Genomic DNA, 15,564 nt, shown 5'->3' on the forward strand with positions numbered 1-15,564 from the left:
AATATATTGGTATGGATTAATTCAAAGTCAAAGCACCGAGAATTTCTTCAGACATAAACGGTCCGCCGGGATAGGTTGCGGTATAATCAAGGTTGAGCCAAATCTGGCCGCGTTCGTCAATATGATAATGGATTTCCTTGCCCTTGCTTTCTTGCTTGAAAAGCACTTCTTTGATTAAATAGTTGATTGCCTCTAAGTCTGCCGTCTTGTTTCCTATTAGGACTTCGGGATAGATATGTCCTCCAGTGTGAATCAGCCTTGGCGTACCGCCTACAGCACGAACACAGGCTGCCATAAGAATCGCATGGTCATCACAATCACCTGAAAAGTGAATCAAGGATTCTGTCGCGCGGGCAATATATTCTTTTCCTTTCGGATCACTTACATAATTCCAGCGGCTCTGTATTTCCTTGAAAACCGCAAAACTCTGGATTTGACGTCGGTATTCACTGTAGCCTTTTACATTCCTGAAATATTTAGTAGTGGCCAGCAATGCAAAGTTTCGCACTTTCGGATTGTCATATTCGATAGCGTTTAGAATTTTTGACTTGTTCGGAAATGGCAATAATTTTGAAATAATAATATCTTGCGGATTTGGGTCTTCAGACATACTATAGACCATAGAGCGATAGTCTTCGAAAACACTGTTGAAACCATAGTTACCAAACAAGCTACCATAAATCAAGGCAATCAGGTATAAGGCGATACAAAGGATAATAATAGTTTTCATCAATCTCAGCACCAATTGAATAGCTACTACTACGAGCAGAAAAAGCAAAATCCTATCGATGTGGAAATACCAGTTCGGGTCAATAATGTTTTGGTGGATGATAATAAAAACAGGAATAGCAATCAAAATATTCAGCACAAAAATAATGACGCTGTCCCAAGGTTTTTTGACCTGAAGCTTCTCCTTTATTTTTTGAAAGTCTATGTTACTCTGTTTTACCATATCAACCCAAAGGCCAATCTACGATTAGATTTTTGCTATATCTGCAAAAGTACCTTTTTTATCAATAAGAGAAAGTTCCAACAGCTGATTTTGGACATTGTTTAACGTTTTATTATCCAAGGGCTTTTGCGACCATTCTGTCAAGGAAAGCCATTCTCGGATGTCTTCGATTTTCTGATTGTATCGAGAAGATAAAGTTTTGTCGATGCTTGGAATATCCTTGAATTCTTCGGTCGTTTGGTTGATTACATTCAACAGTGTTTCTATACTGCCTGGATCATTTTCTAGTATTTCATTTCGAACGGCAATTACAAAACAAGGCCACGGAGTAGGACAGTCGGCTATTCTGCGGAATGTGCCCTTGTCAACCAAGGGTTTGGTCATGAAACGTTCCCACATAAAATAGTCAGCTGTGCCGTTTGATAATGCTTCAACTGCGCCATCTATAGTATTCACAATTTCAAATTGCAGGCTTTCTGTTTTCCATCCTTGATTATGGGCATTGACATAGGCCATAAGCTGAGATCCGGAACCAATCCTGCTGATGGCAGCTTTGGTGTCTTTTAGGTCAGAAAGTGTTTTATAGTCAGAAGCAGCGTCTACATGGATGCCCCAGATAAGAGGCGACTGTACGTATACCTGCACAATCTTACTCGGATTACCCGCTACAATATCTTTTATAATTCCTTCTGTCAAGATTACGGCAATATCAGTTTCGCCATTGCGGAGCATCTGGCACAACTTTCCGGTTCCTTCCGGAACATCAGTCCATTGCAAATCAATACCTTGCGATTCAAATTCTCCATTTTCGATACAAAGGTGCCAAGGCAGATTGAAATGCTCGGGTACTCCTGCTATTTTTAGTGTTTTCATCTTTTTAACTAGTTGCTTTTTATTTGGTTGATATGGTGTTCTAGGTGGTCAACATAATCGGTCATCAAGAACCTTAGGTTAACGATTGACTTGTCGTTGAGCTCGATTTCATACTGCAGTGTTTCCTCACTTGCAGACTTAAAAACTCTTAAAATCTGCTTGTTGATCGAAAGCCATAACTGTACTAATTCCTCAATATCGATTTCTTGATAACGATTGATTTTAACCAAGTCGTTCTGATTGTAAGTTCTGTAAGCATAAGGCTTTACAACATAATGTATTTCCGTAAATCGTACCAGATTATGGATGGCGGAATCAACTAAATGTCCCAAAATTTCTTTTTTAGACCATTTATTTTCTGTTTGGAATTCTAAAACTGCTTTGTCTGCCTTCTTGATATAGTCAAGATTTTGGTCCAGCAATTTCTCGAATTTACGAATTACATCTTGCATTATCAGGAGCCTTGTGCTATTTTGTCTAAAGTATAAGCAATCAGTTCGTCTACAGCTTTATAAGGATCTTCGCTAAAAGTACCGCTTGCACGGTTGGCTATGATAGCGTTTAATGACAAAGCATTATGGCCGAGCAGGGCAGATAATCCGTAGATGGCTGCTGTTTCCATTTCAAGATTGGTAATCCTGTTATCGTTGAAATTGAAATTATCCATCTTGCCGTTTAGCTGAGGATCTTGGATTTCCAAACGCAGTACGCGTCCTTGAGGGCCATAAAATCCTCCGGCAGTTGCGGTAATTCCTTTAAAGATTTTATCGCTTTCAATCAGTTTTTCCAGTGTTTCGCTGCATCGTATCACATAAGGTTTTCCTTTTCGGATGTCCCAATTTGTATGGTGAATAAAGGCTTCTTCTATAGCATCTTCCGAAATCCTGTCGATTAGGTAGGAGCGAAGCATATTGTCTAAGCCCAGTCCGAATTTAGACATAACAAAGCTGTCTACAGGAATATCTTTATGCAATGACCCTGAAGTTCCGATGCGTATGATGTTCAGCGATGTCAGTTCTTCTTTCGGCTGACGGGTTTCTAAGTCGATATTGACCAAAGCATCGAGCTCGTTTACTACGATATCGATATTGTCAGGACCAATTCCTGTTGACATTACGGTGATTCTTTTTCCTTTGAAGATACCGGTCTGCGTCTTAAACTCTCTTTTTTGTGTAGAAAATTCGATCTTGTCGAAAAACTGCGTTATTTTCTCGACACGGTTTTGGTCGCCTACAAAGATGATATCGTTGGCAATATGTTCTGGTTTTAGATTCAGGTGGTAGACGCTGCCGTCAGGGTTTAATATTAATTCTGAGGATTGTATCATTTTTTATAAGTTGCTAAGGCAAAGTTGCTGAGTTACTAAGTTTTTTGTTTGTAAATGGAGGTTATCTTATCCGCCAACACGTTTTACCTTAAAGCCTTTTTCTTTAAGGATGGCCATGATCTTGTCGCGATAATCGCCTTGAATGATAATGGAATCGTCTTTAAAAGTGCCGCCTACACTTAATCGGGTTTTCAGTTCTTTGGCTAAGATTTTGAAATCCTCGTCCGCGCCGGTATAACCTTCGATTATGGTAGTAGGTTTTCCTTTTCGCTTTTCAAATTTGCAAATCATCGGTTCGTTCTGTACCCAGAGTTCTTTGGGTTCTGCGGCAGTTTCTTCAATTTCTTCAGACGGTTCGTGGTCTGGGAATAGTTTTTTTAATTGGTCTTGTAAGTCCATATGCATTTAATTGGACGCGGATACGTGCGGATCGCACTGATATTCGCAGATTTTATTTTTGGTAATTTTCGTAGAATACGACTCATCAAAACAGGTGTTCCATGTCTAAATTCATATTCTAAAAAATCAAAAAGACATCAAGCAAAACTCAATGTCTTTCTAATTAAAGTATAAATGTAAAACTTATTTTTTGATTAATCCCAAATCAACCAGACGTTCATGAAGGAATTCTCCAGCCGAAATGTCTTCGTATAGTTTTGGATTTTGGTCATCAATACAGTTTTCCAAGCAATCCAAACGCATGTCGCTTACTGGGTGCATGAAAAACGGAATCGAATATCTCGAAGTTCCCCATAATTCTCTTGGTGGGTTGACCACTTGGTGGATTGTAGATTTCAGCTTATTATTCGTATGTCTTGAAAGCATATCGCCTACGTTAATCACCAATTCTTCTGGTTCTGCAATAGCATCAATCCATTCGCCATTGTGGTTCTGAACTTGAAGGCCACGTCCTTGAGCGCCCATAAGAAGGGTAATCAGGTTGATATCACCATGAGCTGCAGCACGAATCGCGTTTTCAGGCTCTTGTGTGATCGGAGGGTAATGGATAGGTCTTAAGATGGAGTTGCCTTCTTCGGCATATTTATCAAAATAGAACTCATCCAATCCTAAATGTAGGGCTAAAGCTCTTAGTACATAAATACCTGTTTTTTCAAGCATTTGGTAAGCTTCTTTTCCAACAACATTAAAACGAGGAAGTTCTTTTACTTCAACATTGTCTGGATATTCGTTAGCCCATTTAGAATCTTTGTCTACATACTGTCCGAAGTGCCAGAATTCTTTCAAGTCACCTTCTTTTCTTCCCTTAGCATGTTCTTTTCCAAAGGAAACATAACCACGCTGTCCTCCAATTCCTGGAATTTCATAACTATATTTGGTTTCTAATGGCAGGGCGAAGAAATTTCTGATTTCGCCATACAATTCATCTACCAATTGGTCATCTAAAAAATGACCTTTTAAAGCCACGAAGCCAATGTCTTCAAAAGCTTTTCCGATTTCATTTACAAATTTTTGTTTACGTTTCGGGTCATCCGAAAGGAAATCACGCAAGTCAACACTAGGAATATTTTGCATACTCTTTAAAAATATATGTTAATAACTTTGCTAGGCGTCAAGCCTTGTTATCACAAATGTATAGATTATTTTGAGAATTTAATTTCAAAAGTTATCAACAATTGAAAATTCTGTAACATTACGAGTTTATGCTGTTATTTTTTTATACTTTTGGACAACTTAAAAAAACACGCAAACCTTTTCGTAACTATTATGAATTTCGACAGAAAAAACCTGACCAACGACCAACTGTTAGACTTATATAAAAGAATTTTAAAGCCCCGATTGATTGAGGAAAAAATGCTCATCTTGATCCGCCAAGGAAAAGTTTCCAAGTGGTTTTCCGGAATCGGGCAGGAGGCAATCGCTTGCGGCGTTACTGCCGTTTTAGACAAAGACGAATACATTCTTCCGATGCACAGAAATCTTGGCGTTTTTACAGGAAGAAATATCCCATTGTATCGCTTGTTTTCGCAATGGCAAGGAAAAGCTAATGGTTTTACAAAAGGACGCGACCGTTCGTTCCACTTCGGGACACAAGAATATAAGATTATAGGAATGATTTCGCACTTAGGCCCTCAATTGGGAGTTGCCGACGGAATCGCCTTGGCTAATAAATTAAAGAAAAATGGAAGGGTAACAGCAGTTTTCACAGGCGAAGGCGCGACCAGTGAAGGCGATTTTCACGAAGCATTGAATATTGCGTCGGTTTGGGAATTGCCAGTAATGTTTGTAATCGAAAATAACGGTTACGGACTATCGACACCTACGAACGAGCAGTACCGTTGCGAAAACCTGGCTGATAAAGGAATCGGCTATGGTATGGAGTCGCATATTATCGATGGAAATAATGTTCTGGAAGTTTTTACTAAGCTTTCAGAGCTTAAAGCTTCAATGATCGAAAAGCCAAGACCTGTGCTATTAGAGTTCAAGACGTTCCGAATGCGCGGACATGAAGAAGCTAGCGGTACGAAATATGTACCTCAGGAATTAATGGATTTATGGGCAATCAAAGATCCGGTAGATAATTACAGAAAATACCTTTCAGAAACAGATGTGCTTACTTCTGAACTTGACGAAGAAATTCGTGCCGAAATCAAAAAAGAAATTGACCAGAATTGGGCAATGGTTCAGGCCGAGCCAGAAATTGAAGCTACTTATGAAGGAGAATTAAATGATGTGTACAAACCTTATGATTTTGAAGAAGTTACTCCTTCGGATAAAAAAGTAAATATCCGTCTGATCGACGCTATTTCAACCAGTTTGAAGCAGTCAATGGAACGCCATGCAAACCTAGTGATCATGGGACAGGATATTGCGGAATATGGCGGTGCTTTTAAAATTACCGACGGATTTGTGGCGCAGTTCGGAAAAGAAAGGGTCATCAATACGCCAATCTGCGAAAGTGCTGTAGTTTCTGCAGGAATGGGACTTTCAATCAACGGGCATAAGGCTATCGTAGAGATGCAATTTGCCGATTTCGTATCGACAGGCTTCAATCCAATAGTAAATCTTTTGGCAAAATCACACTACCGTTGGCTCGAAAATGCCGATGTCGTAGTGCGAATGCCTTGCGGTGGCGGAACCCAAGCCGGGCCTTTCCACTCGCAGACCAATGAAGCTTGGTTTACTAAAACACCTGGCTTGAAAGTAGTTTATCCAGCCTTCCCGTATGATGCTAAAGGACTTTTAAATACGTCGATCAACGATCCGAATCCGGTATTGTTTTTTGAGCACAAGCAATTGTACAGAAGCGTATACCAAGACGTTCCTAAAGATTATTATACACTGCCGCTTGGAAAAGCGTCTTTGTTGAAAGAAGGAAAAGACATAACCATCATTGCCTTTGGAGCTGCCGTGCATTGGGCTTTAGAAACCTTAGCAAAAAATACGGAAATATCCGCAGACTTATTAGATTTAAGAACGTTGCAGCCTCTCGATACCGAAGCTATTTTTGCTTCTGTAAAAAAGACAGGAAAAGCAATCATATTGCAAGAAGATACAATGTTTGGCGGCGTTGCCAGCGACATTTCTGCCATGATTATGGAGCATTGCTTCGAATATCTTGACGGTCCTGTAAAACGTGTAGCGAGCCTTGATTCGCCGATTCCGTTTACAAAAGCGCTCGAAGACCAATTCTTGGCAAAGAGCCGATTTGAAGATGTTTTGAAAGAGCTGATGGCATACTAGATTTTAGATATAAATAAACAAGGTGTAGCGAAATCTACACCTTTTTTTGTCGTCTATTTTTCAGGAAAACGTTTCGGATCATCTGAATCTGCCCGCACATGATTGGCTTGGTGTTCCATGACATGAACCACGCAAACTAATTGTCCATGTCTTTTTCTTTTTTTACTTATTTCAATTTTATTCCGACTCCGATACCGACATTCCATTTTCCATCTGCCGTAGTTGTCTTGGCATTATAATACAGAGGTATCTGTAGAGCTAGTTTTTTATAGCTGTACGTAAGTCCTATTCCGAGCGTAGGCATGACAAAAGAATTTTTTACTTGCGATTTGTCTTCCTTGAAGCGCAGCGAAGGAAGCATGCCTAGCAATAGTTTTGATTTCCCAGAGGTGAAGCTGACGTTTGGACCCGTAAAATTCAAGAAACCGCCTTTATCGACATAGCCTGCGGCAACAGTTCCTTCAAAAAAGCCAAATGTCACTTTAGATTCTTGAGGAACTGGATGGGCTGGTTCGATCGTTTGCGCCATTGCAATTTGGGTGGCAAAAAGGATAACGAGGAATAAAGAAAGCGTAATTTTTTTCATGATGTAGGTTTTTAAAAGCCCGCAAATTTAGAAGCCGTTACAATACTACAGTCGAAAGTGAAAGAAGCGGTAAGTATTTTGTAATGAAAAGAAGAAAAATTGAATCGAATCTGTTTGTTTAAACATGTAGTAATAATTCTACTCACCGGGGCATCATGAATTTTAATAAAAATAATACTTTTAGCTGTTGAAAAAGTAAAAGATGATCGTTTCTCATATATTGAAAAATCATGAACTTTTGTAAGTTCCTGCATCCCAAAAGCAAAGTAGAAGGGCTGAGCAAAACGTATGAAGCTTGGGAATTCAGGCCGAGCAGATTAGAAATATTACCCGTAACCGACTTGGTATGCATCGCCTGCTCCTTGTTTTTACCCAAGCGCTACAGCCTGGTCTACATTGCCTATCATAGAGACATGATGGAGTTTATGAAAACCGACCTGGGAGACGGCATCATCTATTCTTATTTTTTTATTCCTGCCGGAAACAAACCTAACGCCGAACTGATCATCCAAGACATAAAGCTGCAATATCCCTGTAAAAATTAACTGAACACTACCACTTTTTTACAAGCAGCCTATTCAAAAATTTCCTGACTATTTTCCCTGGCCACTCTTTTGAGTGGCTTTTTTATACTTAAAAAAACTAGGCTTTTTGCTAAAGAATAATGCTTATAAAAAGTATAGTTATTAAAGGTTTGGGGCAGTTGTTTTTCAATCTAAACCATACCAAAAATCCACAATTGCATTGGGGAATTGTGTTGTTCTCTATTAAAAAAATCTACATTTTGTGGAAACGACAAGTGCTCTAAAGCCCCTGATTATGAGGATAAGCCAAATGGCACGAGGCTTGCTAATCGTGTTGCTGTACGTGCTTACTTACATTTCATTACGGTTTTCCTCAACAGAAAATTAGAAAGAAAAAGGCCTTCGTACGACACACCACCAAACCCATTATTAATTTAAGTAGTATAGCATGAAAAGTGAAACAATTACTTCTACAAAATTTTACCCCCAAAATGATATCCATGCCGACGAACAAGGATTGACCAGCTTTATTTTTAAAATCAACAGCCTGATCCTAGAAAAAATGCTTTTTTTGAGGTATCCCAGAAAGGCAAACTTGATGGTACTAGCAGGTACTTTCCTGTTACTGATGGCAGGAGCTTATCTGGCGTATGAATTGCAGCCCGAATTTTACGAATTCAATATCGAACGTCTAAATTCGGTCATAGGCTTTCCTTTCTTGGTTCTTGCCAGCGTATTGCTGCTGTTCAAGGCGGGCTTTATGCTCTATAATATTTACCTTTATTTTCGCTACAAGCCGATCAAGTCTGTAACCGATGAAGAACTGCCGACGTGCACCGTAATCGTTCCGGCGTATAACGAAGGCAAGCTGGTATGGGATACGCTACTGAGCATAGCTGAAAGCGATTATCCACAAGAAAAACTACAGTTGTTAGCAATCGATGATGGAAGCAAGGATGATACTTGGTATTGGATGCAGGAAGCCAAAAAAAGATTGGGCGACCGATTGTCAATTTATCAGCAGCCAGAAAACAAAGGAAAGCGACATGCGCTTTACCGCGGGTTTAATATGGGCACAGGAGAAATTTTTGTAACGATTGATAGCGATTCTATCGTAAAGACCGATACTCTTAGAAATTTGGTCAGCCCGTTTGTAGTGGATGAAAACTGCGGTGCGGTGGCCGGAAATGTTCAGGTATTGAACAATGAGAAAGCGATGCTCCCGAAAATGCTCAACGTGAGCTTTGTGATGAGCTTTGAATTTATACGTTCGGCAGAAAGCAGAGTCGGCTCTGTACTTTGCACGCCAGGTGCGTTGGCGGCTTACCGCAGCACGGCCGTATTTGCCTGCCTTGAAGAATGGATCAATCAGACATTTATGGGACAAGCTTCAGACATAGGTGAAGACCGTGCCATGACCAATATGATCTTAAAACAAGGACATCATGTGCTGTTCCAAAGAAATGCTTACGTGCTTACAAACGTGCCAGAAAAATACCGTGGCTTGTCAAAAATGTTTATCCGATGGGGCAGAAGCAACGTACGAGAAAACCTGATGATGTCGAAATTTGTCTTCACGAATTTTAGAAAAGGTTCTAAAGTAGGAGCGAGGCTGTTATTTCTCAACCAGTTCTTGACTATTGCTATGGCCTATCCATTCCTGTTATTCATGTTGTATTTTATACTGATACACCCCGTACTGTTTTTCAGCTCAACGCTTTTGGGCATCCTGATCTTATCGAGTTTCCCTGTGTTTTTCTATGCAAAGCGTCATAATTTTTCAGAATCATTATGGGCCTATTCATACAGTCTCTTATATACTTTCGGATTATTCTGGATTATGCCTTATGCAATAGCTACGGCGGGCAGGAGAGGTTGGTTGACGCGTTAATTTCAAAAACAGATAAAAGATTTCAAACAGCTGCTTGTAAAAGCGGCTGTTGCTATTTAATAATACAGCCTAAAATCCAGCACCTTGCAGGCTGCATAATATTTTTCATGTAGTGTTTCTACAATTTCGACTACATCTTCTTCATCTTGGCACAGACTGAAGAAAACATTATCGAGCTGGCTGCTAGTTGCCTTGCGGGATGTGATTCCATAGCCCGAAACGGCTTTAGCTCCCGTAATATCTAAGAAATATTGCGCTTCTTCTTCACTTAAATCCAAAGGCTTTGCATTAGCAAAATGCAGAATCTTGCCCTTCATTCTTCCTTCAAAGATTTCGGCTATCTCTTCGAGGCTGTAATAATAATTGTTCAGGCAGATCGTATTTCCTTCACCAGGCATGATCAGGTAGATGATTTCATAATTCTTGAAATTATGGTCTTCATAAAGCAAAACATTTAAGCTTTCTTCCAGTCCTTCAATTGTATCGCAGGTTTTGTAAATGCTGTCAATACCTGTCTGTAATGCAAGTTTTTCTAGGCTTTTAAAAGCCTCGGTCGTAGTTTCTGTTTCGATATCGGGAACAGCTTCAAGGCAGAAGATAAATTTGTCATAATCCATAGAAATTATGTTTTTGAAGGAGTAGGGCAAAGGTAGGATTTTATTTGAATCAGAAACTAATGTCGTGTTTTTACAAGTATGTTCCGAATGACTTTCCGTACCTGTCAGCAGCCTATTTATATAGGAAAACTAAAATAGGATTCGCGCATTGCGATACTAAAACTCTCCAAAAAACTAATCAATACCGATTGTATATAAAACTAGTATAAGGATAACACAGTAAGCTATTTATCTAAAAAATAAAATCTATTTGTACTTTGTGTTGAGATTTTTTTGACGCTAAAAAAATTAAATTATCGCAAATTGAAAGTCAAAATTATAAGAAAATAATGTGCGAAGCCACGTAAATAAAGGGTTTTTAAAAGTATTCTTTTTCTTATTAAAAAAATATTAATAAATGTTAATTTTCGTTAACTTAGCTACCCTAAATCCAATCGTATGAAAAAAAACAAACACATGACAAAACAGCTTTTATTAGCATTTTTGATGCTGATGAGCTTTTTTACAGGTTATTCTCAACGGGGAACCATTCCTATTGAGTTTGAGCCGAAACCTGTATTATTTGATCCAAAACTGTCACCAGAGGGCGTACTTGAAAAAGTATACGACCGATATGGTAAAGAGTATTCTCTTTCGGACATTATGATCATTACTCCAGGAAGAAGGATGTTGCAAAGAGCGCAACAGATTACCTGCTCTTCGACTTCCTACTTTAATTTATACTTTGAAGACGGCTGTGGAATGGAAAACACAGCGGATCCAGTTCACAATGCCCGTAGGGCAGTGGTCTGCAAAGTTTTTGAAGACCTTTCCAATTTTATCAATTCGCCGCTTACGGCTAGCGGAAAAAAAGTAAACATCTGGGTGAAAGATATTGCTTCTGGCTCTGCTCCGGCAGGAGTTTTAGGCTCTGCGTCTTCTTACTATATTGCGCCTAGCAATAACAGCATCACTACAGGAGGCATCTTGGATGGCGAGATATGGAAGACAATACACCTTGGCCAAGATTCTTATACCAATTTAGGCAGTTCAGTCAATCTGTATCATGGGGAGATTGCTTTTAATTTTGCCGATGCCAATATCCAATGGCATACTGACCTAACAACCAATGCGCCTAGCAACTTGTATGATTTGTATACTGTAGTGCTTCACGAAGTAACGCATGCTTTAGGCTTTGGCAGCTTTATCAATCAGAATGGAGCTTCTATAACAGGAGCGGGCTATTACAGTAGATACGATACCTTTTTAAGAACAAATGCCAATGTGCCTTTGTTGACAATTGGAGGTTGCTCTATGTATAACGTAAATTTCAACTCTGCCGTATCGCCAACAGTATTGCGTCCGGGTTGTACATTGCCAGACAATTTGGGTACAGGCTCGCTTAACACTACGGTTTGCAACAATGCTATAAGATACGTAGGATCGTCTACTGTGCCAGTTTATACGCCAACTTGCTTTGAATTAGGAAGTAGCTTGAGCCATTTTGAAGACATGTTATATCCTTCATGTGCCAGTCCTAATGGCAATGATACGTATTTTGTAGTGAGCAATAGCATTGCAAAAGGTGTTACAAAAAGATACCTAAAAGCAGAAGAGAGAAGAACTTTATGTGATATGGGCTATAGCGTAAAGACTACTTATGGCTCGAGCACTACAAGCGGCGGTTTCTTCAATTATGGAGGCACAGTTTGCGGTGGTGTTATCGTTGCAGGTTTGAATGACGGTGTAAGTGCAAACGGCTCCTATACTTTTACAGGCGCAATCACTACAACTGGTGGTACTAGTACAAATGTGGCTATATCAGGAAACATACTTTTGTCCAACGACGTAAATGCTACAGGATTTGAATGTCTTCAAGACATTACTGGAGCAGCAACACTTTCTGCAACAGCAGGTACTTCGGGTACGACAGTCAACTTTACGACGGCAGTTCCTGGTTTGCATTTGTTGCGTTATGTTCCGATAAATGGCACACAGCGAGGTAATATTACCTATTTATATGTTTATATCATACCGCCGCCAAATCCTGGTGGATGCAGTCCGACACCTACTGCCTGCAATATGGTAATGAATGGTGATTTTGAGCAATATTCTACATTGCCTACTCAAATTAGCCAAATAATAAGAGCTTGTGGGTGGAGCTATCCAAATGCCAATGCGCAATATTCTCCATCTTACTTTAATGGGCTTGTATTGCCAGGCTCGACTACTTTTGCGTCTTGGGTTGGTGTTCCTTGTAACATATTTGGATTTCAAGCAGCAAACAATAATATCGGTAACGGTTATGCTCAAATACGAACTAGCCGTCACGGAGGCAAGGAGCATTTGTATACAATGTTAAAAGCACCTTTGTCGGCCAACACTACTTATCAGCTAAGCTTTGATGTGTCTCTATGTGATGGAATGAGCGGCTATGCAGGCTATTTGCAGGCTTATTTGTCCAATACTGCTGTGTTGCCTATAAATTCTAATATGGATGTAAGCATTCCGAATCCGGCTAATCTGCTGACTTCCCCTTCTATAATAAGAAATAGTGGTGGTTGGGATACGATTACCTTTACCTTCACTACAACTACAGGAGGCGAACAATACTTATATTTAGGATTGCTAAACAATGCAGGACTTGTAACCAATACTGCTGCAGTAAATAACACAAGTTGTACTTATAATAACAATAACCAAGGTCCTGATGATTATCAGCAACACTTTAGAGGATACTATCTAGACAATGTAGTGTTGATTCCTACTAACGGTGCAACATTTGAACTTCCAACTGCCGTTTGCAGCACACAAAGGCTGAATGACTTGAGCATCTATCTGTCTGACGTAGATACAGACGGAGTTTTCTCTGGTCCTGGCGTATCAGTAGCGGGTGGTATTTATTCTTTCAATCCTTCGGTAACAGGCGTAGGCACTTTCACTATTGCGTATACGTATACCAATTCGAGCGGCTGTCCTACGACATTGTATGACACAATCAACGTAACTACAACATCTACGAACACGATTCCTGTAGACGCTGTAAATGACAACTTTTCAAGCATACCAGTAAATGGCATCACAGGTGGACTTACTCCTAGCGTCTATTCAAATGATAACTATAATGGTGTATTGTCTACTCCGGCATCTTTATCAAATGTTTCTTTTGCTTTGGTAAATCCGATTTCTATTACTGGAGCTAGTATTGACGGGACTGGAGTGATTAATGTTCCTGCTAATACTCCATCAGGTACATATACTTTGACATATTCATTAAGTGGCACAGGAAACTGTAATGCAACAGATACGGCAACTGTTGTTATCGTGGTAAACGGTACGAGCACATTGCCAGGCATAAGAGCTAACAATTCGGTTAATAATATTGGATTGCAGTCTACAGGCAAGATTATCATTTCAGGATACTTTACGACCTACAACAACGTGTCGAAAATTAATATGGCCCGATTGAATACCGATCTTACTTTAGACCCTGCTTTTACCTATACAGGAAATCAAGAAGCAAGAGGAATGGCGATACAATCTGACAATAAAGTTATTGTTGTCGCAGCCAATCCTATATTTGGAGGTACTTCATGTGTAGCAAGACTATTACCTGATGGAGGTGTAGATACCAGCTTTAACGTAGGTGGTGTAGGCACGGCAAGACATCCAAGTCTTTCTAACAATATCGGTCATGCAGCGGCTATTCAGACAGACGGAAAAATTTTGGTAGGAGGTGACTTCTATTATTATAATGGCGTACAAAAACTAGGAATTGCTAGGCTTCTGTCTAACGGTACAGTTGATGCTACCTTTAATCCTACAGAATTGAATACTTATTTCAGATCGGTTGTTCATTCGATAACTGTACAGTCTGATGGAAAAATCATTTTACTAGGTGTATTCTCTCCTCCGGTTGCAGGCGCTACAGCAAAAAATATCGTTCGATTGAATGCTAATGGTACATTGGATGCTGGATTCTTGGCAGGAGATACTGCTGGTACGATAAATTACCAAGATCTAGACGTTTCTATATACAGTCCATTGACAAGAGCAACTGTGCAGCCAGACGGCAAAATCGTAGTTGTGGGTGGCTTCACTAAATACAACGGTACCAATACAAAATGTATCGTGCGTTTATTGTCTAACGGACAGATTGACCCGACTTTTAATACTACTACAGGTGTAGACAGAGGGATCAATACCGTAATCATGGAACCGGTTACCAACAAGATCATTATTGGCGGTGAGTTTACTACGTTTAACGGAAGTGCCGTGAAAAAGATGATACGCCTAAACACCAACGGAACATGGGATACTACATTCAGTATCGGCTCTGGAACAACAGACCTGCCAGGTTCTTCTAGCTGCCCGTTCTGTTATAATCATATCAGAGCGTTAAAACTACAACCAGACGGTAAGGTAATCGTAGGCGGAAGGTTCAAGACATTTAACGGATTATCTGCAGGATTTGTTACCAGAATTTCTGGCGATGCAGGATTGCAGTCAAGAGGTACAGGCGTAGTATATGTAAGCGAGCCTGAAATCGATACCAATCCAACTTTCAGCAACATAAAGGTATATCCAAATCCAAGTAGCGATTTGTTCAATATCGATTTGAGCCAAGAAAGCGCACCTTATTCTTCAATTAATGTGTACAACCTATTGGGTGCAAAAGTATTCACTGCAGCCCTGACTCCGAAAGAGAATAACGTAATTGATCTTTCACATCTGTCAGCGGGTTATTACACGGCAAAACTAGAGAATGGTGCAAGTACTGCGACTTTCAAATTGGTTAAAAACTAAGTAATACCAATAGGAGCAGGGAAAGCTAGATAAACCCTGAACCTAAAAATTAAAATCCCAAGAGAATTAGTTCTCTTGGGATTTTTTATGTTCGTAAGACATGATTTTATTGATAATCTTCCTAGAATGTCTAATTCTTATTTGGCTTTTCTTTTTGTTGCATTGCATATGACTCTATACTGACTCTATAGTAAGTCTATAGTGAGTCTATAAGAATAATGTTTTTTATAGAGTCACTATGGAGTCATTATGGACTCACTATGGACTCACCTAGAAGAAAAGTGCAAGAAGACAGTAGTAGAATAAA

12 protein-coding genes are annotated in these 15,564 nt (G+C 39.6%); 4 read left to right on the top strand and 8 right to left on the bottom strand.

Translation table 11 applies throughout. From position 1 onward, the window contains the following. Window positions 1–16 precede the first annotated feature (16 nt). The 6 genes from GGR22_RS15395 to GGR22_RS15420 all read right to left on the bottom strand — a co-directional run bounded on the left by GGR22_RS15395 (window position 17) and on the right by GGR22_RS15420 (window position 4,685). Window positions 17–952: a transglutaminase gene (locus GGR22_RS15395; protein ID WP_182494381.1), complete on the bottom strand. Its 936-nt coding sequence runs from the start codon at window positions 950–952 to the stop codon at window positions 17–19. Between the two features lie 24 nt (window positions 953–976). Further along, the gene (locus tag GGR22_RS15400; RefSeq protein ID WP_182494382.1) at window positions 977–1,825 is read right to left on the bottom strand and encodes a substrate-binding domain-containing protein; all 849 of its coding nucleotides are present in this window, start codon (window positions 1,823–1,825) and stop codon (window positions 977–979) included. An 8-nt stretch (window positions 1,826–1,833) separates the two neighbouring features. Next, the gene (locus GGR22_RS15405) at window positions 1,834–2,277 is read right to left on the bottom strand and encodes a DinB family protein (RefSeq protein WP_182494383.1); all 444 of its coding nucleotides are present in this window, start codon (window positions 2,275–2,277) and stop codon (window positions 1,834–1,836) included. 2 nt (window positions 2,278–2,279) lie between these two features. Further along, window positions 2,280–3,152: a nucleoside phosphorylase gene (locus tag GGR22_RS15410; protein WP_121377103.1), complete on the bottom strand. Its 873-nt coding sequence runs from the start codon at window positions 3,150–3,152 to the stop codon at window positions 2,280–2,282. A 66-nt stretch (window positions 3,153–3,218) separates the two neighbouring features. Next, the gene (locus GGR22_RS15415; protein WP_121377102.1) at window positions 3,219–3,551 is read right to left on the bottom strand and encodes a translation initiation factor; all 333 of its coding nucleotides are present in this window, start codon (window positions 3,549–3,551) and stop codon (window positions 3,219–3,221) included. Window positions 3,552–3,734: 183 nt separating this feature from the next. After that, the gene (locus tag GGR22_RS15420) at window positions 3,735–4,685 is read right to left on the bottom strand and encodes an isopenicillin N synthase family dioxygenase (protein ID WP_182494384.1); all 951 of its coding nucleotides are present in this window, start codon (window positions 4,683–4,685) and stop codon (window positions 3,735–3,737) included. A 192-nt stretch (window positions 4,686–4,877) separates the two neighbouring features. Between GGR22_RS15420 and GGR22_RS15425 the strand changes: the two genes are divergently transcribed. After that, the gene (locus GGR22_RS15425) at window positions 4,878–6,854 is read left to right on the top strand and encodes an alpha-ketoacid dehydrogenase subunit alpha/beta (protein WP_182494385.1); all 1,977 of its coding nucleotides are present in this window, start codon (window positions 4,878–4,880) and stop codon (window positions 6,852–6,854) included. Window positions 6,855–7,020: 166 nt separating this feature from the next. Here the strand turns inward: GGR22_RS15425 and GGR22_RS15430 are convergent, their stop codons facing one another. Further along, window positions 7,021–7,440, bottom strand: a complete 420-nt coding sequence (locus GGR22_RS15430; RefSeq protein WP_246336971.1) for a hypothetical protein — start codon at window positions 7,438–7,440, stop codon at window positions 7,021–7,023. A gap of 230 nt (window positions 7,441–7,670) precedes the next feature. Between GGR22_RS15430 and GGR22_RS15435 the strand changes: the two genes are divergently transcribed. Both GGR22_RS15435 and GGR22_RS15440 read left to right on the top strand, forming a co-directional pair. Continuing rightward, a complete protein-coding gene (locus GGR22_RS15435) occupies window positions 7,671–7,985 on the top strand; it encodes a hypothetical protein (protein ID WP_182494386.1) in 315 nt (104 codons plus the stop codon). 427 nt (window positions 7,986–8,412) lie between these two features. Continuing rightward, window positions 8,413–9,855, top strand: coding sequence for a glycosyltransferase (locus tag GGR22_RS15440; protein ID WP_182494387.1), 1,443 nt, complete (start codon window positions 8,413–8,415; stop codon window positions 9,853–9,855). 56 nt (window positions 9,856–9,911) lie between these two features. Here GGR22_RS15440 and GGR22_RS15445 read toward each other — a convergent pair whose 3' ends face one another. After that, on the bottom strand, window positions 9,912–10,472 hold the full coding sequence (locus GGR22_RS15445; protein ID WP_182494388.1) for a DUF6642 family protein: 561 nt from the start codon (window positions 10,470–10,472) through the stop codon (window positions 9,912–9,914). A gap of 438 nt (window positions 10,473–10,910) precedes the next feature. Here GGR22_RS15445 and GGR22_RS15450 point away from each other — a divergent pair, with 438 nt between their 5' ends. After that, on the top strand, window positions 10,911–15,257 hold the full coding sequence (locus GGR22_RS15450) for a T9SS type A sorting domain-containing protein (RefSeq protein ID WP_182494389.1): 4,347 nt from the start codon (window positions 10,911–10,913) through the stop codon (window positions 15,255–15,257). The last annotated feature ends 307 nt before the right edge of the window (window positions 15,258–15,564 follow it).

The sequence above is a fragment of the Flavobacterium gossypii genome (genome assembly GCF_014138495.1).
In the GTDB taxonomy this organism is placed as follows: Bacteria; Bacteroidota; Bacteroidia; order Flavobacteriales; family Flavobacteriaceae; genus Flavobacterium; species Flavobacterium endophyticum.